Consider the following 22,310-nt stretch of genomic DNA (forward strand, 5'->3'; position numbering starts at 1 on the left):
GAGGCGGTAAGGAGCCCGAAGGCTCACGAAATCAGGGCGTGGGCGACTATATCAAGGTGCAAAAAATAGCGTCAAGATAGGCTTTTACAGGGATGTTTGTGAGGCGGCGATGCAGATCGCGTGGGATGTGAACGGTCTTCCAGTAAGTAGCGTGCTGATCGGTGCAGGCGTGTGGGTGATGTTCGCGCTGTGGTGGTCGGAACTCGCCGGGCTCGGCGTGGAGAGGGGCTGGCGACTCGCGTCGTTCGGTGTGTTGATGGCCAGCGGGCTCGTCGGCGGAGCGGTCCTCGGTCGCGTCATGGGAGGTGGCGTCTCGACGGCCGGAGCGGTGCTGGGGGGAGGCGCGGTGGTGGCCCTGAGCCTTTGGAAGGAGCAGGCTCATAGGGCCCGAGCCTGGGATGTCGCCGGTGCAGCGATGGTCGCGGGCTTTGCCGGGCTGGCCATCGCCCGGGTCGGGTGCGTTGGCGCCGGATGTGACTTCGGAAACGTGCTTCATGGCGATGCCTGGCTCATACAACGCCATGCGCGCGGTACCCCGGCCTGGTTCGACCAGGTTCAACAGGGGCTGATCGATGCCGGGGCTCCCTGGAGCCTGCCGACCTATCCTTTTGCACCCGTGATGGTAGCACTCTTTGCCGCCGGGGCACTCGCTGGATGGGGCGTGCGTCGATGGGCTGGCGGTGAGCATCCCGCGCTGTGGTGGGTGGGGGTGTTTACTTTGTGGGGAGCCGCCCTCAATGAAGGTGCGCGGGCCACTTCCATTGTGGTTTCAGGGCCCGCTGGCGCGCCCGCGATGCTGTGGATCTACGGGATTGCCGGAGCGATAACCGCGCTGGTCGCGCTCTGGAGGTGGCGAAATTGGCGTCGGCTGCATAGGATGGGCCAGCCCTGAAGCGTCGAACATGCCGTAGGTTGTACGGGAAGAGGCCTCAATGTCAGAAGTGATCATGGTGTTCGACCCGTCGTTTGAATCGTCGATCATCGATGGTGCGAGCGCGGCACTGAACGCCGCCGGGGTGCGCCTGCGCAGGGTGGCCGCCGGTGAGGATTTCGAGATGGGTAGCGACGTCGTCGCCGTGGTGGTGTCGGCACGCATCCGTGACGAGATCAAAAAGATCGCCTCCGCCGTGCGCGTAGGCTCGAACTCCATCCTACTCATCGCGACCGTGACTCCGGGAGAGGTGGAGTCGGTTGCCGGGCTCTGGGCCTGCGGTGTCGATGGGGTGGCCCTGGAAGATCCGAACCTGGGCGCCGACATCCTGCTGCGGATGCACCTGGCAAACGCCAAAGGCCCGGAAGCCTCCATGCGTCTGCGCCAGTTGGAGCGCGAGAACCGCGATATGCTCGCCCTGATGCGCTTAAGCGAAGGGGTCACCTCCGCAAAAAGTGCCGATGAAGTGCTCCAGGGCATGGTCCAGCTCTGGCGGGAGATCTGCCCGGGCGCCTACCTGGCCTATTGGGAACGTGAGCGGGGAGGGGATTGGCAACTCATCGCCGAGCTTGCCGCCGGTGCGGTGGTCCTCAACTCCGGGCGGCGAGAACGTCACCTGGCCGCTGGCGAACCCCGCGCGCCGGAGCGGGGGCCGGTGCACGCGTGTGAGCGCGTCGAAGCACCTGCAACCAGGCCTCATTTCCTGCGTTGGGCACCCTCCTGGAAGGCCGCCGCCAGTACGACGGCGGGCGCTGCCGCTCTTCTTTCCCTGCGGAGCGCCGGTGCGACCCCGGGGAAGCTCGTCCTGGGCGATACCAGCGTAGAGCCCACGCCGCTGTTGGAGCGTGAACCGGTGCTCCGCTCGTTGGCATCGCTCCTGGGCGCCGCGCTGGTTCGAGCCGCCCATCATGAACAGGTGCGCCAGGCCTATCAGCAGCTTAAAACCACCCAGCGCCAGCTCGTTCATGCCGAAAAGTTCGCCGCCATGGGCCTCCTCTCGGCCGAAGTCGCGCACGAGATCAACAACCCGGCGAGCTTCGTCATCTCCAACCTCAGCGTCCTGGAAGAGTACACCGAGGCGGTGGTGGAGTACGTGGAGGAAGCAGGCCGACTAACGATGAGTCGGGCTCCCATGGTGGGGTTGGAGCTTCAAGCGTTACATGAAAGGCTAGACCTGAAGTATATTCTTGGAGATCTTCACCACCTTCTTGAGCGTAGTCTGGGCGGAATGCATCGCATCCACCAGATCGTCCACGATCTGAGGCTGATGGCCCACGAGGGGCCTCATGAACCCGGCTGGGTCGGCCTTCCTCAGCTCGTGGACGGGGCTCTCACGCTGGTGCGCCACGATGCCAGCCGACGGGCCGAGCTGTGCGTAGAACTCCAGGACACACCTGCGGTCTATACCGACGCTAACCGCCTCAGTCAGGTGGTGCTCAACCTGGTGATCAATGCGCTGCAATCCATCGAGATCGGACACCCCGAGGCCAATCAGGTGACCATCGACGCCGTGGTCGATGAGCCCGGCGACCGCCTGGACCTGCGGATCAGCGATACCGGAAGCGGCATCAGCGACGAAGATATGGCCCTCATCTTCGAACCCTTCTTCACCACCAAGAAGCCCGGCAAAGGCACCGGGCTGGGGCTCTCCATCTCCCGAGACCTCGTCCGAAGTTTAGGGGGTGAGCTGCGGGTGAGCAGCCAACTCGGGGTGGGGACCACCATGACGATCGAGCTTCCCATTCGTTCCCCCACCTTCAAGAAGCCCGATCGCATGGGCGAAAGCGGCACGTTTGATATGCCCTCCAGCGATGAGATCGAGCTGGCGCGGATGCGCTGGCGTAACGCAGCCGGTGTCCAGGAGTAAGCAATGGTCCAGGAGCAGGGACGAGTGTTAATCGGAACCTCGGGGTGGGCCTACGATGACTGGGATGGTGTGTTTTACCCCGGCGATATCAGCGGCACCGAACGACTGACCCACTACGCCACCCGCTTCAATACCGTGGAGATCGACTCCACCTTCTACGCCATTCCCGCGCGCGGTACCGTACAGGGCTGGTACCAGCGTACGCCGGATGACTTTGTGTTCTCGGCGAAGTTTCCCCGCTCGGTGACCCACGAGGCGCGGCTGGTACACGCCAGCGACGATGCGATGCGCTTTGTCGAAACGATGAGTGAACTCGCGGAAAAGCTCGGTGCCCTGGTCTTGCAGCTCCCGCCCGCGATGAAAGTCGATGCAATCGATGACCTGGAGCGCTTCTTCGAAGGCCTCCCCGATGGCTACGCCTATGCGGTGGAGGTGAGGGACCGCTCCTGGCTCCGAGACGAGTTCGCGGACCTGCTTAAACGCTGGCGCGTCGCGTTGGTGCTGACCGATGGGCAATACCTGGAACGCTTCTGGAGGGTCACCTCCCAGATCTGCTACATCCGGTGGCTGGGACGCTGGCGCGCCTTCGAACACTTCGATCGGGTTCAGGCCGACCGCAGCGAGGAACTCGCCTGGTGGGTGCCGCGCATTCGTCATTTCGTGGAGCACGGCGGTACCGTGCTCGGATATGTGAACAACAACTACACGGGCCACTCTCCTGCGACCGCAGAGGAGCTGGTTCACATGCTGGAGCCCGCATCGCGTCGATGATCCCGGTGGATTGACAGCGCGAAGCTGGCGGGGCATACAGTCGGCGGTCTTTGCTCGCCAAACAACTGAGGGTATGACGATGTCCGTTGCCAATGTGTTTGAGTTAAATAAGTGTCTCGACGATAGCATCCGCTACTGCGAGGAACATTCGACGCGCGAACACTGCGCGATCTTTGGGCCGCGCCTGCGAAAGGCTCGCCGAGACTTTAACGAGGCGCTTAAGGCCACCGATCGGCAGTTCACCCAGTGGCGCATGGAAAGCCGTGACGACAAGCTGGCCTGGAAACACCTCGCCAGCGAGCTGCGTCAGACTCAGAACGAACTCGCCCGCGTCGGCGCCGTCGGCTACGCCAGCGAGCGCGTCATGTACTGGGACCCCAATATCCTGCTCGCCGCCGTGGCCGAGATGGTCGAGTACCTCGAGGATCGTGCCGAACAGATCGATTTCGCTCGCGAATACGCCGATAAACTGCAGCGACAGGCAGAGAAGGCCCGGGGTGAGTCGAAGGAAGAAGGCTCCGCGTTCGCGAACTACACGCGCTTCGCCACCCTGCGCTCCGATGCCTTCAGTGAAGTTGCCGATACCTTGAGTGGCTTCCGTCAGATGCTTCGCCGTGAACTCGGTAAAGAAAACGCTGACTACCAGTCGATCCGGTGGCCGCTGACGCTCTCCCCCGATGAGACGGTGCTCTGAGCATGGGGACGCTGCCCGAACTCCGGGGGAAGGTCGCACTCGTCACCGGTGCAAGCCGGGGCATCGGGCGCGCCTGCGCAGAACTGCTGGCTCAGGCCGGTATGACCGTCTATGCCTGCGCCCGATCCGAAGAAGCACTGCAGGCGCTGGCAGCTGCGTGCCCCGGCGTGCTCCCGTATCCCCTTGATCTGCGGGACGAGGACGCTGTTCGCGCACTGGCCAGTGACCTCGGGGCGGCTCACGGAAAGCTCGACCTTCTGGTGAATAATGCCGGGATTTTGGGCCCCCGGGCTGCACTGGACGCGACCGGGGCCGACGCGCTGCGTAACGTGCTCGAGATCAATGTGGTCGGTGCCTTTAACGTGCTCAGCGCCTGCTATCCAGTGTTGAAAGCCGCGGATGACGCCCGGGTGATCAACCTCTCCTCCAGTGTGGGACGAAAAGGTCGCGCACAATGGGGCGCGTACTCAATCTCGAAGTTCGCCCTGGAAGGGCTCAGTGAGATCGCGGCCGATGAACTCGGGAATGACGCGATTGTGGTCACGCTGAACCCCGGGGGCACCGCCACCGATATGCGAGCCGAAGCCTATCCGGATGAAGATCCGACCACGCTCCCCTCGGCTCAAGCTGTCGCGCAGACGATCCTTCTGCTCGCCAGACAACTCCGCCCCCAACACAACGGTGGCAGGTTCAGTGCTCGCTCCCTCTTCGAACTCGCCGCGCGCGAGCCGAAAACGCCAGTCGCGCTTCCGCAAGACTGAACTCGATGGCTCGCAAGGCCTTTGAGCCTGCACAGAGCCCTCCCACCGCATACATCACCTGTTTTTCGGCAAGACACCCCGCGGTTCGCGAGGATGTGCGTCCTTTCGCGCGCCGAAAGCCCCCCCAGCGCGTACGTAGACGTCTCTTTTTTACGGAGTCAGAGCGTCGTGCACACGCGTCAGCGCGTCATGCTCGCCAGGAAAAAGCCCCCCTGTACGTGCGGAAGGTCAAGGGTGGGAGTTGCTGAGTCCCCCTTGCCACCGCGATGGCCCGGGTGAACATCCGTCAGAATATGGGGCGTACGCGCGTGCAGAGGGGAGTTTGCAGCGCAAAACGTCGTTGTACGCGCGTACAGGGGGGGAGTTTGCAGTGCAAAACGTCGTTGTACGCGCGTACAGGGGGGAGTTTGCAGTGCAAAACGTCGTTGTACGTGCGTGCAGGGGCGTGTGTGAGTTTGGAAAAGGGTGTTGTACGCGCGTACAGGGGCGTGTGTGAGTTTGGAAAAGGGTGTTGTACGCGCGTACAGGGGCGTGTGTGAGTTTGGAAAAGGGTGTTGTACGCGCGTACAGGGGGTGGTGCTGGGGGGATTGGGTCGGAGGTCAGGGCGTACCCGGGGGGAGGATGCGTCGCCTGCGGGTACGGCGAGTTTGGAAGAGGCCTTCGGCAGTGAATACGAGGAGACCGGCCCAGATGAAGAGGAAGCCTACGAGGCGAGTGAGGGTCAGGGGTTCGTGGAAGATGAAGACACCGATCAGGAACTGGATGGTGGGTCCGATGTACTGCATGACCCCGATGACGGTGAGGGAGAGGCGGCGCACGGCGGCGGCGAAGAAGAGGAGGGGCATCATGGTGGCTGCACCGCCGCCGATGAGCAGGAGTTGGGTGCTTAGCGAGCCGGTGAGCAGGTGTCCCTGGCCTTTCCATTCCCAGAAGACGAGGAAGGCCAGCGCGGGGAGAAAGAGCAGGGCGCTTTCCAGGGCGACGCCTTCGATGGCGCCCTGGTGTGCTTTCTTCTTGATCAGGCCGTAGATGGCGAACGAGCTCGCCAGGCTCAGTGCGATCAGGGGGACCTGTCCGTAAATCACGGCGAGATACACGACGCCCAGGGCGGCCAGGCCGATGGCCATCCACTGGACGCGCCGGGGGCGTTCGCCGAGCCAGATGGCGCCGATGACGACATTGAACAGGGGGTTGATGAAGTAGCCCAGGGCGGTTTCGACGATGTAGCCGGCGTTGACCGCCCAGATGTACATCCCCCAGTTGAAGGCCAGAAAGAGGGAGGCTGCCAGGTAGGTCAGGAGCGCGCGCGGGGTGAGTTCGCGCACCCAGGCCCAGCGGTTTCGCACGCCGAGTATGAGGGCGACAAACCCCAGTGACCACACCATGCGATGGGCCAGGATCTGCATGGCCGGCACGTGTTCCAGGAGCTTCCAGTAGATGGGGAAGAAGCCCCACATTAGATAAGCGCCCAGGGCAAAGCCCAGACCGCTGCGCAGAGTGTTATCGGAGTTGTTCATGGCGCGAGGAGGGGGGGAGGAGGGAGGGGCAGCAGGAGAGGCTGCCGGGGGCCACCGGGGGCGGTGGCGGGGAGGGGGGCGGGGCCCGAAATCACGCTTAGATGCACCGGGGGCAAGAAGGCAACCAAAAAAGAAAGCCCCGGCGACCTCAGGAGAGGTGGCGCCGGGGCCTGGATAAAAAACGTGCCTGCGAGGTGTTAGCTCACGGAGCAGAAGACTTCGTAATCGATGAAGCCGTTCCACTCGGCGTGTTCCCCGCACATGGAGCATTCGGGGTCACGTCGCAGCTTGAGTTCACGGAACTGCGACTTGAGTCCATCGAAGGTGAGCAGGCGTCCGGCCAGGGGTTCTCCGACGTCGACCAGGAGTTTGATGACTTCGATGGCCTGCAGGATGCCGATGACGCCGGGGAGGACGCCGAGCACGCCGGCTTCCTGGCAGCTGGGAGCGAGTTCGGGGGGCGGGGGTTCGGGGTAAAGGCAGCGGTAGCAGGGGCCCTGATGGGGCACGAAGGAGGTGACCTGACCTTCGAAGCGGTAGACGGAGCCGTGCACGTTGGGGATGCCCAGGCGCACGCAGGCGTCATTGACCAGGTAACGGGTCGCGAAGTTATCGCCCCCGTCGACGACCACGTCATAGCCCTCAAAGATCTCGAGCACGTTTTCGCTGCTGAGCCAGGTGTCGTAGGTTTTGACCTCGACATCGGGGTTGAGGGCGTTGATGCGAGCGCGGGCGGACTCGACCTTGGGCGTGCCGACGCTCTCGTCGGTGTGGAGGATCTGGCGCTGGAGGTTGGAGCGGTCCACGACGTCGCTGTCGATGAGTCCAATCGTGCCGACACCGGCTGCGGCGAGGTACATGGCGGCGGGGCTCCCGAGTCCACCGGCACCGAGGAGGAGGACACGGGAGTCGAGGAGCTTGCGTTGGCCCTTTTCACCGATCTCCGGGATGATCAGATGGCGGCTGTAGCGGGAGAGTTGCTCCGGAGACATCGTCTTGGCGATGTGAACGGGGAAGCCCGAGCGTTTCCAGGCGGTGAAACCACCGCTCATCGACTTGACGTTGGTGTAGCCCAGTTCCTGGAGCGAGCGGGTGGCCAGGGCGGAGCGGGTGCCACCGGCGCAGTAGAGCACGATCGGGGTGTCGCGGTTGGGGACGGCGCTCTCGATCTTGAGGTCGAGTTGACCACGGGGGATGAACTCGGCGCCTTCGATATGGCCGTCGACGAACTCTTCGCGCTCGCGAACGTCGATGATCACCGTGGGATCATCCGAGGTCTGCAGCGCGCGTACGGCGTGGGTATCAGTTTCGACAATGTTTGCTTTTACGCGCTCAATGAGCTCGTCAAATGTAGCCACGATGGACTCCTCAAGGGCAGTTGTTGCGGTGAGCGGAGCATTAAACCGGGGCCATAACAGCCCTGCTTGCGCGCTTATTCATACTTTTCGAGTGGGAATTGTTCAACGTCCGGCGGGATCGGTGGTTGGCGGGGCGTTGTGGCGCTCCTGTTGACGTTGTTCCATGGACTCTCGGAGCTGATCGAGGTCGTCGGAGGCGGTGTCGATGGCGAGTCTTCCCTGGATCTGACGCAGGGTATCGCGGAGTTGAGGGCGAAGGGGGAGGGGCAGGCCGGAGGCCATCGCCTGGAGACGTTCCTGGACCAGGGGATCGGCAAAGAAGGCCAGGGCGCGCAGCGCGACGACCCGAAGGTCTTCGGGGCCGGTATCGTCCTCGACAAAGGTCAGCAGGAAGTCACGCGCGGGTTCGTTGCGGCGCGCGCCCAGGGCGAAGAGGGCCTGGCGTCGCAGTTCGTCGGCGAGTGAGGGATCGTCGGTGGAGGTGGTCGTGACACTGAGGTGGGTGGCCTGAGCGATGCTGATGAGTTCATATTCGACACCGGGTTCATCGATCAGGCCCAGCATGCTGACGAGTTGGCGGAGCACGGATGGCCGCAAGCCGGGGAGGATGAGGAGCTCGTCGATGGCGGACCGGGAGAGGGGGCGCTCCTGGTTGCGCAGGGCCCGTAGGGCGATGGGGGCCTGTTCGGAGTTGGGCGTGGCGAGGATGGTTGTTTCGAGGAAGGGGAGCGCCTCGGGGTGATGGGAGGCCGCGAGCAGGCCCAGGGCGCGGTGGAGTCCGGTGTGCCATTGTTCGCGCGACACGTACGCGATCACCGAGGGGGTTGCCTGTTCGGCGTCGTATCGCCCGGCGAGTGCACCGATGGCGGCGATACGAACGTCGGGCGAGGGGTCTTGGAGGGCATGTTCGAGCGCGTGGCGCGGGCGGTCACCGGGGTAGTTCACGAGGGCTTCGGCGGCTGCCGCGCGGATAAGGGGATCGGGATCGCTGGCGAGCAGGTTGTCGGCAAGAAGGGAAACCCCTTCAGGGTGCAGGAAGAACCTGAGGGCGTCGATAGCGCGCAGGCGATGTCGGCGAACCTGGCTGGCTTCGGCGACGCGACGCAGGACATCGACGCCGTCGACATTCTGCGCGGGCTCTTGATCCAGGTTGCGGCGAGCGATGAGGCCCAGTGCGTTGAGCGCGTCGTCGCCGGCGGGGCGATTGAGGTTGGCGTCCACCGCGGCGAAGAGGCGTGGCAGCATGGGGAGGCCGCCGCCAGCGACCGCGCGTGCTCGTTCTCGGCGAAGTCGGTCGGGGCCCTGACCGAATCCGGCGATCAGTTGCTCGAGTTGCTCCCGGGAGCCCAGCCGTCCGATGAGTCGTACGACGTCGACGTAGTGGCGTTCGGCGGGGTCGAGGCGCTCAAGGAGGTTGATGAGCTGGCCGGCCGCCACGTTGCCATGTGCCGCCAGGGCGCGTTGGGTGGCGCGGTAGTCGGCAGCCTCGGGGCGGAGTTCGCCAAGATGGTTGACGAGCAGGGGGACGGCGCTTGCCGAGGGCAGCGTGGCGAGCATGGGAACGACGCGATCCCGGGCCTGCGCATCGTCGGTGGCGAGCACTTCGGCCACGGCGGCGATGGTGGCGTCGGGGAGTCGTCCGGTCATGCGTGAGAGTTGATCGCGGCGTGGGGTGCGGGGCTCAAGCGTGACTTCGCGTACGATGTTTCGCGCGGTGTCGGCTTCGCTCTCGGCGTCGATGCTGGTGATCGGGGTGAGTTCGGCGATGGCGACCGAGCGGCCCAGGCGCCGACGTTCGGCTTCGGGGCCGCGGGCCATGGTGCCGGGTTCCGAGGCGAGGATCATCGCCGAGAGGCAGTTGGTGTAGACGGGTTCGGGAAAGGAGATCAGGAGCCCGCCGGCCTCGAAGAGGGTCTTCTGAGAGAGCGAGGGGATGTTAACGTTGAAGCGCAGGCCGTCGCTGAGTCCGATCAGCAGTTCGGTGGGGCGAGCGTAGCCTTCGAAATGGTCTGGCGAGCGCCCGTGGCCGGGGAAGAGTCGCAGCGCACGGACGGGCACCGCGGTGGTGACGTTGGCGCTGACGTATTCTCCGGCGCCACCGTCGCCGCTGCCTTCGATCCAGGCGGTCATCAGGTCGCCGTCGCCCAGTGAGATCGGCCGCGCGGGCAGCCCGCCTACCGGAGCGCCGCGTACGTCGCTGGTGGCGAGCGTCCAGCTAAACACGTTGGTGGTCATCGGGGCGTGGAGAGGGCGTGGAGGGAGCGTAGCGTCCAAGGGGATTGCGTCATCGGTACGGAGATCGATGCGGTCGCCGGCGACAAAGCGGCCCTGAGAGGGGTCGAAGACTTCAAAGCCTCGATCTTCCTCGCGTTGCAGCCCGCAAAAGCGTGCACCGCGAGAGGTGCCACTGCGAACCAGCGCGAGGGTCGGCGTCTGGTCGTCATCGAGCTCAAGGGAGCGAAACGCCATGGATGAGCCACCGTCGAGGCGCGTGAATTCACCGCGGCCGATTACCCCACAACTCCAGCCGGAAGGGGAGCCGGAGGGCTTCATCCACATGGCGATTTGAAAGACCGGAGGATCCAGCGGTCCTCGGCCCTCATCGGCGAGGGCCTGGAGCAGGAGCGCGTGTCCCTGGCCGTCGAGTTCTCGGGTTTGAACATCGAAGCGGTAGAAGCTCTGGCCGACATCCTCGGGCAAGGTCGTGCGGCAGATCGCCGAGGTGCGTCCTGCGCCGCTGGCCAACTCCACGTTCCAGATGCGTTCCTCGGCGTAGGCGCGTTGGTAGACGCTGAGCGAAAGCGGAAGGCTGCCGCGCTGGAGTTTAAGTTCCTCGGTGAAGCGTAGATTGCGTTCAGGAGGAGGGGCCTGGGCTCCGGCGTCAACGGGCGCCAGGGTGGTGGAAGTTATCAGGACGCTGAGCCACAGGGCATGAGGAAGGCCCGGCGTGCGGGGACCAGGAGGCCGGTAAGGCATGTGCCGCTCGTAACAAAGGGGGTTAGCGCGGGCGCCCGGGGATTTTTTGACACCCCGGCAGGGCGCTCGTACCGTCGAGGCGGATGAACGACGAAATCAAAGGTAGGACGAGTCATGGACATGATCACCGCCACATCGCCGCAGGTTGTACTCGCCAGTGGCTCACCCCGTCGTCTGGAGTTGATGGAGCGACTGGGCTTTGAACCGCTGGTGTACAAAAGCGACATCGAGGAGGTCCGCGGTGCCGATGAGTCGCCCGAAGCATATACTCTGCGCCTGGCTCGCGAAAAGGGAGCAGCCGTGGCGGAGGCGTTAGCTGATCGGCGCGATCTTCCCGGGTGGGTGCTCTCGGCCGACACGATCGTCGTGTTTGAGGGCGACGTGCTGGAGAAACCAGTGGACGCCGCCGACGCTGAAGCTATGCTCCGGCGGATGGCCGGGAAGCGTCACGAGGTGGTGACGGCGTATTGCTGGACCTGGCGCGCGCCGGGACAGCCGGCAAGCGCGCGGGTGCAGGAGGCCCGGGCAGTGCGCGCGGATGTCTGGATGCGCGAGCTCAGTGAAGAGCATATCGTTCGCTATGTGGCCAGCGGTGAGCCGATGGATAAGGCGGGGAGCTACGGGATTCAGGACCTGGGGGGAGCGTTGGTACGACGCATCGAGGGCTCGTACTTCTGTGTCGTGGGGCTACCGGTCTGCGAGGTCGTGGAGACCCTGGAGGCGCTGGGCGGCTTAAAGGGGTTCCCGCTATGAGTGGCGCGGAGTCGAAGGAGCTCGAGGCGATGAAGGCGCGGCTGGCAGATGTGGAGCGTCGCATCGAGGCGGCGTGTGAACGCGCCGGTCGCGAGCGCGCTGACGTGACGCTGATCGCGGTGAGCAAGACGCACTCGCTGGAAGCGATCCAGGCGTTGCAAACTCTCGGGGTGCGCGACTTCGGGGAGTCGTATGTTCAGGAGTGGGAGGGCAAGGCCGAGGCGCTGAGCGATGCGATTCGCTGGCACTTCATTGGTGGATTGCAATCCAACAAAGCCCGCTTCGTGACCGGACGCGTGGCGTTGATACATTCAGTGGACCGAAAAAGTCTGATCAAGGCGCTGGCCCGTCGCTCCGAAGAGCTTGTGGAGGTGCTGCTCCAGGTCAATATCAGTGGGGAAGAGAGTAAGGGCGGGGTGGAACCCGGGGATGTGGCGTCGCTCTACGAGAGCGCAGTGGCTCGAAGCGGATTACGGGTGCGTGGGCTGATGGGGATGGCGCCTTACGCCGACGACCCCGAAGAGGCGCGGCCCTACTTCCGGAGACTTCGCGAGTGTTTTGATGTGCTGCGAGCCTTCGTGGCGGACTCCTTCCCCGATGAAGAAGCGTCATTGACCGAACTTTCGATGGGGATGTCGGGCGATTTTGAAGTCGCGATTGAGGAAGGGGCAACCCTGATCCGGGTGGGCAGCGCGCTTTTTGGTGAAAGGATTTACGATGCGTGATGAAAAGGTTGAGAGCCCGGCGACTGAGGGCGAGACGTCGACGGAGAGCGCGGTCGCTGAGCGCAGTTTTGACCGGCGCCTGGCGGACTACCTGGTGGTCTTGATGGGCTGCGGCAAGATGGGGCGCGCGCTGGCCGAAGGCTGGGTTGACAGCGGGATGCTCGATCCTCGCCGGCTGGTGTGCCTCGACGCGCATGAGAAGGCGGCGCAAAACCTCGCCGACGATCTTAACGCCCGCGAAGCTATCCCCGAGATTGAGCTCGATGAGGATCAACAGCCCATTCGCCGTCCTCGCCTGTACGTGATCGCGGTGAAGCCGGGTGATGTGCGGGCGGTGCTTGAGGCGCGCCAGGAAGAGTTTACCGATGAGGATACGGTGATCTCGGTTGCGGCGGGGATTAAGATCGCGGCGATGCGCCGCGCCGCAGGTCCCCTGCCCGGGATGGTCCGGGCGATGCCCAATACGCCGGCGTTGGTCGGTGCGGGAGTGACCGGTGTGATGGGTGACGGCACCGTCGATATGGGGGCGGTCGATGCGCTCTTTGAAGCCGTGGGGAAAGTGGTGCGCCTGCGAGATGAGGAGCACTTCCACGCGCTTACCGCCATCAGCGGGAGCGGGCCGGCCTACATCTTCACCGCGGTGGAGGCGCTGGCCGATGGAGGGGTGTTCATGGGGCTCGATCGCAAAACTGCGATCGAACTCGCCAGCGGGGTGATGGAGGGGGCGGCACGCCTGGCTCAGGAGCGAAGTTATGTGCACACGGCCGAGCTTAAGGACCAGGTCGCCAGCCCCGGAGGTACCACCATCGCGGCGCTGGTGGCTCTCGAAGAGCACGGCTTTCGCCACGCGTTGATTCGCGCGGTCGAGGCTGCCGCTCGCCGCAGCGCCGAGCTGAGCGCCGAGGTCTCGGAGCGCCGAATCGAAGATGAAGGCCCGATTGCTTAGCCTGCCAGCGGTTGAGCACGACGTAGCACGACGCGGGCGCAAGGCTGCGCCCCCCCTTTCGCCACGGACGAGGTAGAAGATGTTCAAGTTCAGCGCCGATGATATCGCCAACCAGAGCTTTCAGACGAAGTTCCGGGGCTACGATCCAGACCAGGTGCACGAGTTCTTGCAGGGGCTGGCCCGGGAGTGGCGTCAGGTCCAGGAGGCTGTGCGTCGGATGCAGGATGAGGTCGATGAACAGACCCGGGAGCTGCGCGACTATCGCCGCCGGGAGCGTAGTCTCGTCGAAGCACTGGAAATGGCCCGGCAGGTTGCCGAGGAGATCCGCCATCAGGCCGACCGTGATGCGGAGCTGGTGCTGGCGGACACCGAACTCAAAGCTGAGCGCATGCTCACGCGCGCCGAACAAAAGGTGGGGCAGCTGCGCTCGGAGATGCTCGACCTGCACCAACAGCGCGTGCGCTTCCAGAGCGAGCTCAAACATATGGTGGAGAGCTACGCGTCGATGATTGCGCACTTCGAAGAGCGGGCGCAGGGGATGGAGATGTTGCCCCCCATCCCCGGACACGCCCCAAGCCCGGTGGCACCGCGGTCCGATACGGCGTCAGAGGAGCGCTCTTTGGCGGAGGAAGTGGAGGATGACGCGGTTGTTGAAGATCGTCCGCGCCGGCTGACGTCGCCGGGGATGATGGCAGGCTCGGCCACCAATCATTGACGCGAGGGTGGAAAGAGGGAGGAGGCCTCGAATCGTTTGGTGGTTGGAGAGATGTGCCTACCACTCTGGGCGACGCGCTGAAGTGAGTGGTGTGGCGCGTGTCCAATTTCCGATGTCCACGAGGTCGTTGTGTCATTTCTGCGCTCAGTCTGTGTCGGGCTCCTTCTCGTTGTCTTCCTCCTGAGCGCAGCGCCGGCCTCGGCCCTGGGAATGCCCGGGATGGTCAGTCGCCCTGGAGAGCAGGCAGCGCTGACCTACCACTATCCGGAACGTTTTGAGCCGGCGATCGCCCATCTCGATGGCGACGCCGACCTGTTGGTTGCGGCTCTGGAGCGCCGGCTTGGCCTGGAGACGATGGCCAACATCGACGTGTACCTGCTGCACGATATGAACACGTATTTTGAGTGGCAGGGGGCCGAGTATCGCCCTTCGAGCTGGGCGGTCGGGCTCTCGCTCAGCGATCGATCCACAGTGCTTGTTCGGCACGGGGTAGGGTCGGCCGGGGAGCCGATCGACATCAAAAAGACCTTTGTCCACGAGCTTGCACACGTTGCGGTTGACCGGGCGCGTCAGGGCCAGCACGTGCCCCGCTGGTTCAACGAGGGCTTTGCTGTGTTGCACGCCGAGGAGTGGACTCCCGAGCGAAGCGATACGCTGACTCGCGCCGCGTCGACGGGCAGTGTGATGCCGCTGGCATCGCTCGATCGCTACTTCCCCCCGCATCATCAGTCGGTGTCTCTGGCGTACGCCCAGAGCTTTCACTTTGTACGCTACCTTGAGCAGCGTTTCGGTGACGACCTTTTCGCCGAGATGATGGCCCGGGTGCGTGAGGGAGTACCGTTTCATCAGGCGTTGGAGCAGGCCAGCGGTCATTCGTTGGCAGCGCTGGAGCGCCAATGGCGTGATGAGTTGGAGGAGGGGGTTTCGTTCTGGGCGATCCTTGGCGACGCCAACGGGCTATTTTTTGGCGCCACCCTGTTTTTCCTTGTAGCGTTTGGGGTGCGCGTGGTGCGCAGGCGCCGTCAGGCCCGGATGTTGGCCGAGGACGACGACCCCGGGGCGTGGGATTACGACCCCGCGCTCTATCCGCTGCCAGGTCAGGAGCGATGACGCCACGCGCGGTTGCCAGGGAAGGCAACCACCGAGTGCAGACGTCGATTTGAACGGACCTTGTAGGAGCTAAGGATGGCTCAGAGTATCTCCGACGTGTTCTCCCGCGCCAACGATAGCGCACGAGCGCAGCGGCGGACCGCGCGCTTTGTGGCGCCGAAGTCCGGCGAGGAGGAGCGCCCTGTCCAGCAGACCCCCACGCTACAGCTGAGTCAGCAGGCGGCCGAAGAGGCTCGCCGCGCAGCGTTTCGCCCTCGGGAGACCGTGGCGTTGCGTCGTGACGTGCTGGAGGCCTTTGTCGCCGCGTCCCTGGGAGACCGCGCGCATGTGGCCGATGACGATGCTGAAGTCGCCCGTCGTCATGTTGCCGTCGCCCGGGCATGCGAGGCCCTGGGAGATTTTGAGCGCGCGCTGGAGTCTTTGCGCTGCGCCGGGATTGAGCAGGTGATGGACTGGGAGACGGCGCATCTGGTGCGTCGCCTGCGCCGCGCGCTCGGCGATGATGAGGCAGTGCTTCAGGCGCTGGAGCAGGCTGTAGAACTCAGTCAGGCCCCGTCATGGGCACCGACCTACCTGGCGCTGGAGAAGGCGTCGGCTCTGTGGACGATGGGAGCGCCTGCCGAGGTGCTGCTGGCGCACTGTGATGACGAGTTGGAAGCGCCCGGTGAGCGCGCCAGCCTGGACGCCTTTGCCGCGCTGTGGGCAACCCACCTTCGCTGCGATGCGTTGCTGGAGATGGGGGATGTCGACCAGGCGCTGGCCGCACTGGCCCGGGCCGCGTTGCTCCCCGAACTCTCGGTGGACATCCGCCAGGCGCTGGAGGCTCGCCGCGCCGTATGGTTGCATATCTTTGGGCGCCACGATGAGGCCCGTGACCTGCTTAACGACCTGGCGAATCAGGGGAGGCTGCCGGGGGATCTCGATGATCTTCTCGTCAGTCTGTGCTTTGAGTCCGGCGAAGAGGGGAGGGCCTTTGGCGTGCTTCGCCGTTCGGCGCGTCAGGAGCTGCGGCAGGGGAGTCATGCGGTGCCGCTGGCGATGCTGCATCTGACGGCCTCGGATCATCCCGCCGCCGCGCGTGATATTCTTCGACAGGGCACCGAGCAGGACGACGACTGGACACTGCTTCGCCTGCGCGAGCACCTGCTCGAGAGCGAACCCGAGGCCAGCGGGGGCGGCGGGGCGGAGTTGATTGACGTGCTCAACCGTCGCCTGGAAGGCCCGCTCTCGGTGAGCGAACGGGTGAGCACGCTGACTCGCCTGGGGCGTCTTTACGAGGTAGAGGCCGGATTGGCGGAGGCCGCGGCCGAAGTCTACCGGGAGGCGCTCACGTACGACCCGCGCCACGTGCCGGCGCTGCGCGCGCTGGGGCGCCTGTACACCCGGCGAGAGAACTGGCGAGGGCTTGCCGACCTCTACGAACGTGAGATCGCGACGGCCGGAGAGGGCGCCGGAGGTTGGCGCCGACACTTCCAGCTGGCCGAAGTGTACGAACATCGCCTTGAGCGCGATGAACGGGCGCTTGAACACTACTTGCTTGTGCTGGAGGTGCGGCCCAACTACTTACCCGCGCTCAAAAGCTCGGCCCGTATTCTCAGTCGTCTGGAACGTTGGACTCAGCTCGCCGATCTCTTTCTGGGGCTTGTCGAGGTGGCTCCGAGCCGCCGCCAGAAGCTCTATCTGCTCGATAAGGTGGCCGAGGTTGCCGAGCAGCAGCTGAAGAATTACGAGGTCGCGATCGGCGCGTGGCTGGAAATCCTCAACCTCGATGAGGCGAACCCGCGCTGCTACGCGGCGTTAGGGCGTCTGTACGCGCGGACCCATCGCTGGGAGGAGCTGATCGCGCTGAATGAGAGTGAGATCGCGCTGATCGAGGACCGTGAGGAAGTTGCAGCGACGTTGTTGCGCAACGCCGAAATCCTGGAGCAACAACTCGGGGACCTGGTGCGCGCCGAGCGTTACTATCGTCGGGCCCTGGAGGTCGTGCCGGACTTCTTACCCGCGCTGGAGGCGTTGGGCCGCATCTACATGCGTGGCGGGCGTTGGGATGAGATCGTGCAGATGACGGGGCGAGAGCTCCGCACGATCGAGGAGCCCCGCGCCGCGACACGCCAGCTCGGAGCGTTGGCCGAGTTGCTGGAGACCCGTCTGGAGCGTCGCGACGAAGCCGTCGCGATCTACGAAGAGCTCCTGGCGATGAACCCGGCCGATGGTCACGTCTTTAGCACCCTGTGCCGGCTCTACCGTCAGATGGGGGATTGGCAGCACCTGGAGGCCCTGCTTGTGCATCGCCTCGGGATGGTCAGTGGGGCAGCGGAGTTGGCTGCGATCTGCGGAGATGTGGCGATGTTGGCGGAGTGGCGCCTGCGCGACGCCTCTAAAGCGTGCGCGCGCTACCTGGAAGCGCTGAGCTACGAGCCGACGAACGCCCACTGGCTGGGGGGCGTGGCGCGTACCTGGAAGCGGGCGGGACATGCGCCGGCGGAGATCGCCGATCAGCTCGAAGATTTGTTGATGCACGCCACCGAACCCACGCTGCGTGACCGCTACTTCATGATCATCGCCCGGCTTCGCGAGCGGGCTGAAGCCTCGCCCGATGCAAGTCGCGCATACCGCGCCCATGGCGCGGCCGATAGCCTGGAGAATCAGATCGTGCTGCGCGTCGCGATGGCGTGTGCCGCGGAGCGGGCCCAACTTGCGCAGGCCCGTGTGCGTCTACCTCACCACCCGCTTCAGGCGCTGCTGGCGATGGGGCGTGCTGAGCTGAGTGCCGGCGAGCGTGACGCGCTGGCCGCGGAGTTTGAACTTCTACCCTCGGCGGCGAAGGCCTTCTTGAGTCAGGAGATCGAACTGGCAAGTGCCGCGTCCTCAACGGACGTGCGGGGGCTGAGCGCGGACCTTGTGGCTGTGCTTCACGGGCATGAACTCTTCGGTGACGCGCCGGATGGCGACCTCGATGTTGAGCGTCAGCGCCTTCGCGCGTTGCAGGCTCGTCGTATGCAGGAGCATGCACACTACCTGACCTGGACCTCTCTCGAAGCCTCGGCGGCGGAAAGCGCGCTGGTACGCGCCGCTCGCCGCCTGGAAATGGCCCGTTATATTACTCGGCACGGACTGGCCGACGCCGATCGCTTCTATCGTGAGGCCTGTGAGGCGACCTTTGTTGAGTTGATGGAAAGCGCTGGAGACGCAGAAGGTGGCGATGACGACCAGGTCGAGCGCGAGTTGGAGGCCGCCGCCGAAGCGCCGGCGGTGCTTCCGACCGATGTCGCGCATATTGAGGCGCTCTACACGGCGCTCCGGGAGACCCGGCGCTACACGCTCTTGCGTGAGTGCTTGCAGGCCCACGTCGGTCGCGAGGGGCTGAATCGCGAGCATCGCCTGGCCCTCTTTGAAGAGCTGGCCGACGTATGCGCTGAACACCTGGACGACTACGAGAGTGCGCTGCGTGCCCTGACCACCTGCTGGCAAATCTCCGAAGATCCGGCGTATCTGCGCCAGATGGTCGAGCTGGCCACGCGCTTTGATCGCGTTGAGGACGCCATTGGCTTCCAGCGGCGCCATTTCGATCGCCTGACGCTGCGTCTGGAGACGTCGGTGGAGGAGCGCATTCAGTCGGCCATCTGGCTCGGTCGCCTGCTGCTTGGAACAGGAGAGGAGGCGCATCTGGAGCAGGCCATCGATTGCCTTGAAGACCTGGTCCATGATTACGACGGCCTGGAGGTGTTGCACCGGGCTGAGCGACTGCTGGCTCGTGCGCATATGCGCGCCGGTAGTGGTCGCCGAGCTGCGGAGCTCTTCGAGAACGTGCTCAAGTTCCAGGTCATCGGAGAGGAACTCGATGACTGGCGTGCGCTGGTGGATGTGCGCCACAGGCTGCTCGGCGATGTCAGCGGGGCTTACACGCTGCAGTGGCAGATTGTGCGTGCCTTCCCCGACTCACGGGCCGATCTCGACCTGTTGATCGACCTGGCGGCCGAGGCCGGTGAGGTTGTCGATTGTGTTGAGCAGCTCGCGCAACTCTCCAACGCCACGAGTTCCGGGGCGAAGGTCGATCTGCTCGCGCGGGCGGCCGAGGCCGCCGACGAAGAGTTGGGCCATGTGGAAGAGGCCTCTCGTTACTTCGAGCGCCTCATTGAGCTCTGCCAACATGATGAGGAGCGTTGCCTTTACTTCCGCCGTCGCCGCGCCTTCTGTCTGGCCCGTATGGCCGGACGCGAGGCTCGGGCGATGGCTGCCTTCCGCGAGTTGATCGCGGAGGAGCCCTTTGAGCCGACGAATTACCGTGGGTTGGAGACGCTCTTCGACCGCGTGCAGGCTCACGATCGCTTGCGTCTGACGCGTCAGACCCTGCGTGCGCTCGGTGCCAGCGTGGAACTCAGCGAGCTACGCACCAAGACCACTCCTTCCCGAGCAGTCGACGGTGAGCTGGTGGAGCGTTACCTGATCGACGACGGGCTGCGCGGTGGGGTTTTCCAGGCCTTGCAGGCGTCGATGCCGCTGGTGGAGCGCATCTTCTCGGAGGTGCTCCCGCAGAAGAAGGCGCTCGACGGTCAACGTCTTCGCAGTGGAGACCACCCGGTCTACGACGCGTTGGCCGACGGCTTCGCGGCGATTGGTGTCCTGAAGTTCCGCGTGATTGTGGGAGACAGCGGTCCGGACCACCCGGTGGTGTTTGCGGAGAGCACGCCCACGGTGTGGCTCAACGAAGCCATGATCGAGGGCTTGAGTGAGGCCGGTCTGCGTTTTGTGGCCGGCTATTGTGCCGCGCTTGTGGTCAGCTCGCTGGCACCACTGATGAGCCTGGATGGGCGTCAGGTCTGGCACTTGATGGAAGGCGTGGCGCTGCGCCAGATCGGTCGTGGGTTCAGCGAGCGCGTCGACGTGCAGAGTCAGGAGTTCGGCGAGCAGGTCGGGGGGGCGCTAAATACCCCGGCGAGACGGCGTCTGGCCCAGGCGCTGGAGGCTCACGAAGGGCTCACTGCCCGGTTGGCTCAGGCGCATTGCGAGGCCTGGGGACGCGATGTCGATACCTTTGCCGCGCGTTTTGGCCTCTTGCTCTGCGGGGATGCTGCGGCGGCGGTCGAAGCGATGCTTCGGCTCGAAGGCTGGGGGCTTTCCCTGGAAGAGGTGGCCACACAGAAGCGAATTCGTAACCACGAAGGCGTGCGTGCAATGCTGGCCTTTGCTCACGATGATGCTTTCCTCGAGCTGCGGTATCGTCTGGGATTGGCCGGCCGCCCCAGTTCGCTCGAGGTGTGAGGGTTTAGCGCTCTCGTGCCATTGAGACGCGCTCCCTTGAGGAGCGCGTCTCTTTTTTTCTTGTGTTGGTCGACGTGTTTAGTTTTGCCTAATTCTTTTTTGGGGCTAGTTTAACTTTGGGAATGGGGGTGGCTAATTTGATCCCTCCGGCCGAAGTTCGGTTTCGGCTGTACATACGAGGAAGGTATGCGAATGAAACCGTGGATGTGGATTGCCATGACGCTGCTAGTCGCAGTGGCAAGTGTGGGCTGTAAGCGCGCCCCAGACGAGGTGGATGAGCGCCCGATGGTCGTGGCCACCACAACGATGCTCGAAGATATGACTCGCCACCTGGCGGGCGATGATGTGAAGGTCTCCGGGTTGCTCTCTCCCGGGGCCGACCCACACCTCTATCAGCCGCGGCCCGGTGACGCGCGTCAGATCGCTGCGAGCGATATGGTGGTGATGAACGGGCTCCTGCTCGAAGGTTGGATGGAGGGCCTGGTGCGCCATGCCGGTGGGGAGCGACCCGTGATTGTGGTCGGGGATGCCATCCCCCGGGAGCGCCTGATGGAGGTTGATGGAGCGGTTGACCCTCATATCTGGTTTGACGTGAGCCTCTGGCGGGAAGGGGCCCAACACGTGAGCAAGGCGCTGCAGCAGCTCTTTGACGAGGGCGATGCTCGCCGCAACGCCATTGCCGAGAGGCATGCTCATTACGATAAAACTCTGGCGGAACTCGATGAGTGGACCCGCGCGCAGTTGGCGACCGTCCCGCAGGGCCAGCGTGTGCTTATTACCAGCCACGACGCGTTCGGCTACTTCGGGCGGGCCTACAATCTGGATGTGGAAGCGATTCAAGGGCTGAGTACCGAGCAGGAAGCCAGCCAGCGCGATGTGATCAACATGGTGGAGTTGGTGCGAAAGCGAAACGCGCCGGCGGTGTTTATCGAGTCCTCGGTATCACCGGGGCTCATTGAGCAAGTTGCCCGGGAGAGCGGGGTAAGGGTCAGTGGTCCGCTCTATTCTGACAGCCTGGGAACGGTGGAAAGCGGGGTGAACACATACATTAAGATGGTGGAGACCAATGTTCAGCTGATCACCGGGCAGCTTGGCGGTTCACCCCAAGCCTTCGAGAGTTCGGTGGTGCCTGATGCGCCCGAGTCCGCCGGGGAGACTGACGTATGAGCACCCAGCTGGCTCTGGAGATCCGCGACCTCAGCCTGTCGTACGGCGTTGTGCGCGCAGTAGAAGATGTCAATCTCAACATTGAGCAGGGGCGGCTGGTGGGGATTATCGGTCCCAACGGGGCAGGAAAATCCACGCTGATCAAAGCCATCGCCGGCGCAAAGGACCCCGATCACGGTACGATTCGTATCGTGGGAGAGACGGGGCGAGCGGGGCGTCGGAAATTGACCTACGTACCGCAACGCGGGGCAGTGGACTGGGATTTTCCGATCTCCGCCGAAGGGGTGGTGCGTCAGGGGCGCTTCGGAGGGCTGGGGCTCTTGCGTCGCTTCGGAAAAGCCGACCGCCGCGCAGTACAAGACGCGCTGGACGCCGTCGCGATGACGTCGCTCAAAGACCGCCAGATTGGAGAACTCTCCGGAGGACAGCAGCAGCGGGTCTTTCTTGCACGTGCGTTGGCTCAAGGGGGGGAGGTCTTTTTGATGGATGAACCCTTCGCCGGAGTCGATGCCGCGACCGAGAAGGCCATTATGGCTGTGTTACGTGAGCTTCGTGATGCAGGCAAAACGGTGCTGGTGGTGCACCACGACCTGGTTACGGTGGCGGACTACTTCGACGAAATCGTCCTGCTCAATCGTACGACCGTCGCTCATGGCCCAACCTCCCGGGTCTTTACCCCCGAGAACATGCGCGCGACCTACGGAGGGCATTTGGCCATCTTCGACGCGCAGAGTCAGATCGAGGCCGTGGAGTAGA

The 22,310-nt window shown here is 64.2% G+C and carries 16 protein-coding genes; 13 read left to right on the forward strand and 3 right to left on the reverse strand.

The window, feature by feature from the left end; genetic code table 11:
* The first annotated feature begins 109 nt into the window (after positions 1 to 109).
* The 5 genes from DL240_RS05175 to DL240_RS05195 all read left to right on the forward strand — a co-directional run bounded on the left by DL240_RS05175 (position 110) and on the right by DL240_RS05195 (position 5,024).
* Positions 110 to 892, forward strand: a complete 783-nt coding sequence (locus tag DL240_RS05175) for a hypothetical protein (RefSeq protein WP_111728811.1) — start codon at positions 110 to 112, stop codon at positions 890 to 892.
* Between the two features lie 40 nt (positions 893 to 932).
* Positions 933 to 2,798, forward strand: coding sequence for a sensor histidine kinase (locus DL240_RS05180; protein WP_111728812.1), 1,866 nt, complete (start codon positions 933 to 935; stop codon positions 2,796 to 2,798).
* A 3-nt stretch (positions 2,799 to 2,801) separates the two neighbouring features.
* Positions 2,802 to 3,569: a DUF72 domain-containing protein gene (locus DL240_RS05185; protein ID WP_111728813.1), complete on the forward strand. Its 768-nt coding sequence runs from the start codon at positions 2,802 to 2,804 to the stop codon at positions 3,567 to 3,569.
* A gap of 79 nt (positions 3,570 to 3,648) precedes the next feature.
* Entirely contained in the window at positions 3,649 to 4,263 is a 615-nt protein-coding gene (locus DL240_RS05190; RefSeq protein WP_111728814.1) for a hypothetical protein, read from the forward strand.
* 2 nt (positions 4,264 to 4,265) lie between these two features.
* Complete coding sequence (locus DL240_RS05195; RefSeq protein WP_111728815.1) at positions 4,266 to 5,024, forward strand: SDR family oxidoreductase; 759 nt, start codon at positions 4,266 to 4,268, stop codon at positions 5,022 to 5,024.
* A 600-nt stretch (positions 5,025 to 5,624) separates the two neighbouring features.
* On the opposite strand, the gene rarD is transcribed toward DL240_RS05195, so the two are convergent.
* The 3 genes from rarD to DL240_RS05215 all read right to left on the reverse strand — a co-directional run bounded on the left by rarD (position 5,625) and on the right by DL240_RS05215 (position 10,876).
* Positions 5,625 to 6,542 (reverse strand): EamA family transporter RarD, encoded by a 918-nt coding sequence (gene rarD / locus DL240_RS05200; RefSeq protein WP_199589746.1) that lies wholly within the window; start codon positions 6,540 to 6,542, stop codon positions 5,625 to 5,627.
* 197 nt (positions 6,543 to 6,739) lie between these two features.
* Complete coding sequence (gene moeB, locus DL240_RS05210) at positions 6,740 to 7,903, reverse strand: molybdopterin-synthase adenylyltransferase MoeB (RefSeq protein ID WP_430673505.1); 1,164 nt, start codon at positions 7,901 to 7,903, stop codon at positions 6,740 to 6,742.
* Between the two features lie 99 nt (positions 7,904 to 8,002).
* Complete coding sequence (locus DL240_RS05215) at positions 8,003 to 10,876, reverse strand: HEAT repeat domain-containing protein (protein ID WP_111728818.1); 2,874 nt, start codon at positions 10,874 to 10,876, stop codon at positions 8,003 to 8,005.
* Between the two features lie 114 nt (positions 10,877 to 10,990).
* Here DL240_RS05215 and DL240_RS05220 point away from each other — a divergent pair, with 114 nt between their 5' ends.
* The 8 genes from DL240_RS05220 to DL240_RS05255 all read left to right on the forward strand — a co-directional run bounded on the left by DL240_RS05220 (position 10,991) and on the right by DL240_RS05255 (position 22,309).
* On the forward strand, positions 10,991 to 11,629 hold the full coding sequence (locus DL240_RS05220; RefSeq protein WP_199589748.1) for a Maf family protein: 639 nt from the start codon (positions 10,991 to 10,993) through the stop codon (positions 11,627 to 11,629).
* Positions 11,626 to 12,354, forward strand: a complete 729-nt coding sequence (locus DL240_RS05225) for a YggS family pyridoxal phosphate-dependent enzyme (protein ID WP_199589749.1) — start codon at positions 11,626 to 11,628, stop codon at positions 12,352 to 12,354. Before DL240_RS05220 ends, DL240_RS05225 begins: the two co-directional genes overlap by 4 nt.
* Positions 12,347 to 13,300, forward strand: a complete 954-nt coding sequence (gene proC, locus DL240_RS05230; protein WP_111728820.1) for a pyrroline-5-carboxylate reductase — start codon at positions 12,347 to 12,349, stop codon at positions 13,298 to 13,300. Before DL240_RS05225 ends, proC begins: the two co-directional genes overlap by 8 nt.
* A 79-nt stretch (positions 13,301 to 13,379) precedes the next feature.
* Positions 13,380 to 14,015 carry a DivIVA domain-containing protein gene (locus tag DL240_RS05235; RefSeq protein ID WP_111728821.1) on the forward strand — a complete coding sequence of 212 codons (636 nt, stop codon included), beginning with the start codon at positions 13,380 to 13,382 and terminating at the stop codon, positions 14,013 to 14,015.
* A gap of 129 nt (positions 14,016 to 14,144) precedes the next feature.
* Positions 14,145 to 15,125, forward strand: a complete 981-nt coding sequence (locus tag DL240_RS05240) for a peptidase MA family metallohydrolase (RefSeq protein WP_146618114.1) — start codon at positions 14,145 to 14,147, stop codon at positions 15,123 to 15,125.
* Between the two features lie 75 nt (positions 15,126 to 15,200).
* Positions 15,201 to 20,387, forward strand: a complete 5,187-nt coding sequence (locus tag DL240_RS05245; RefSeq protein WP_111728823.1) for a tetratricopeptide repeat protein — start codon at positions 15,201 to 15,203, stop codon at positions 20,385 to 20,387.
* Positions 20,388 to 20,573: 186 nt separating this feature from the next.
* Positions 20,574 to 21,554 (forward strand): metal ABC transporter substrate-binding protein, encoded by a 981-nt coding sequence (locus DL240_RS05250; protein ID WP_111728824.1) that lies wholly within the window; start codon positions 20,574 to 20,576, stop codon positions 21,552 to 21,554.
* A complete protein-coding gene (locus DL240_RS05255) occupies positions 21,551 to 22,309 on the forward strand; it encodes a metal ABC transporter ATP-binding protein (protein WP_111728825.1) in 759 nt (252 codons plus the stop codon). The genes DL240_RS05250 and DL240_RS05255 overlap by 4 nt, the downstream gene beginning before the upstream one ends.
* The last annotated feature ends 1 nt before the right edge of the window (position 22,310 follow it).

The organism is Lujinxingia litoralis (assembly GCF_003260125.1).
In the GTDB taxonomy this organism is placed as follows: Bacteria; Myxococcota_A; Bradymonadia; order Bradymonadales; family Bradymonadaceae; genus Lujinxingia; species Lujinxingia litoralis.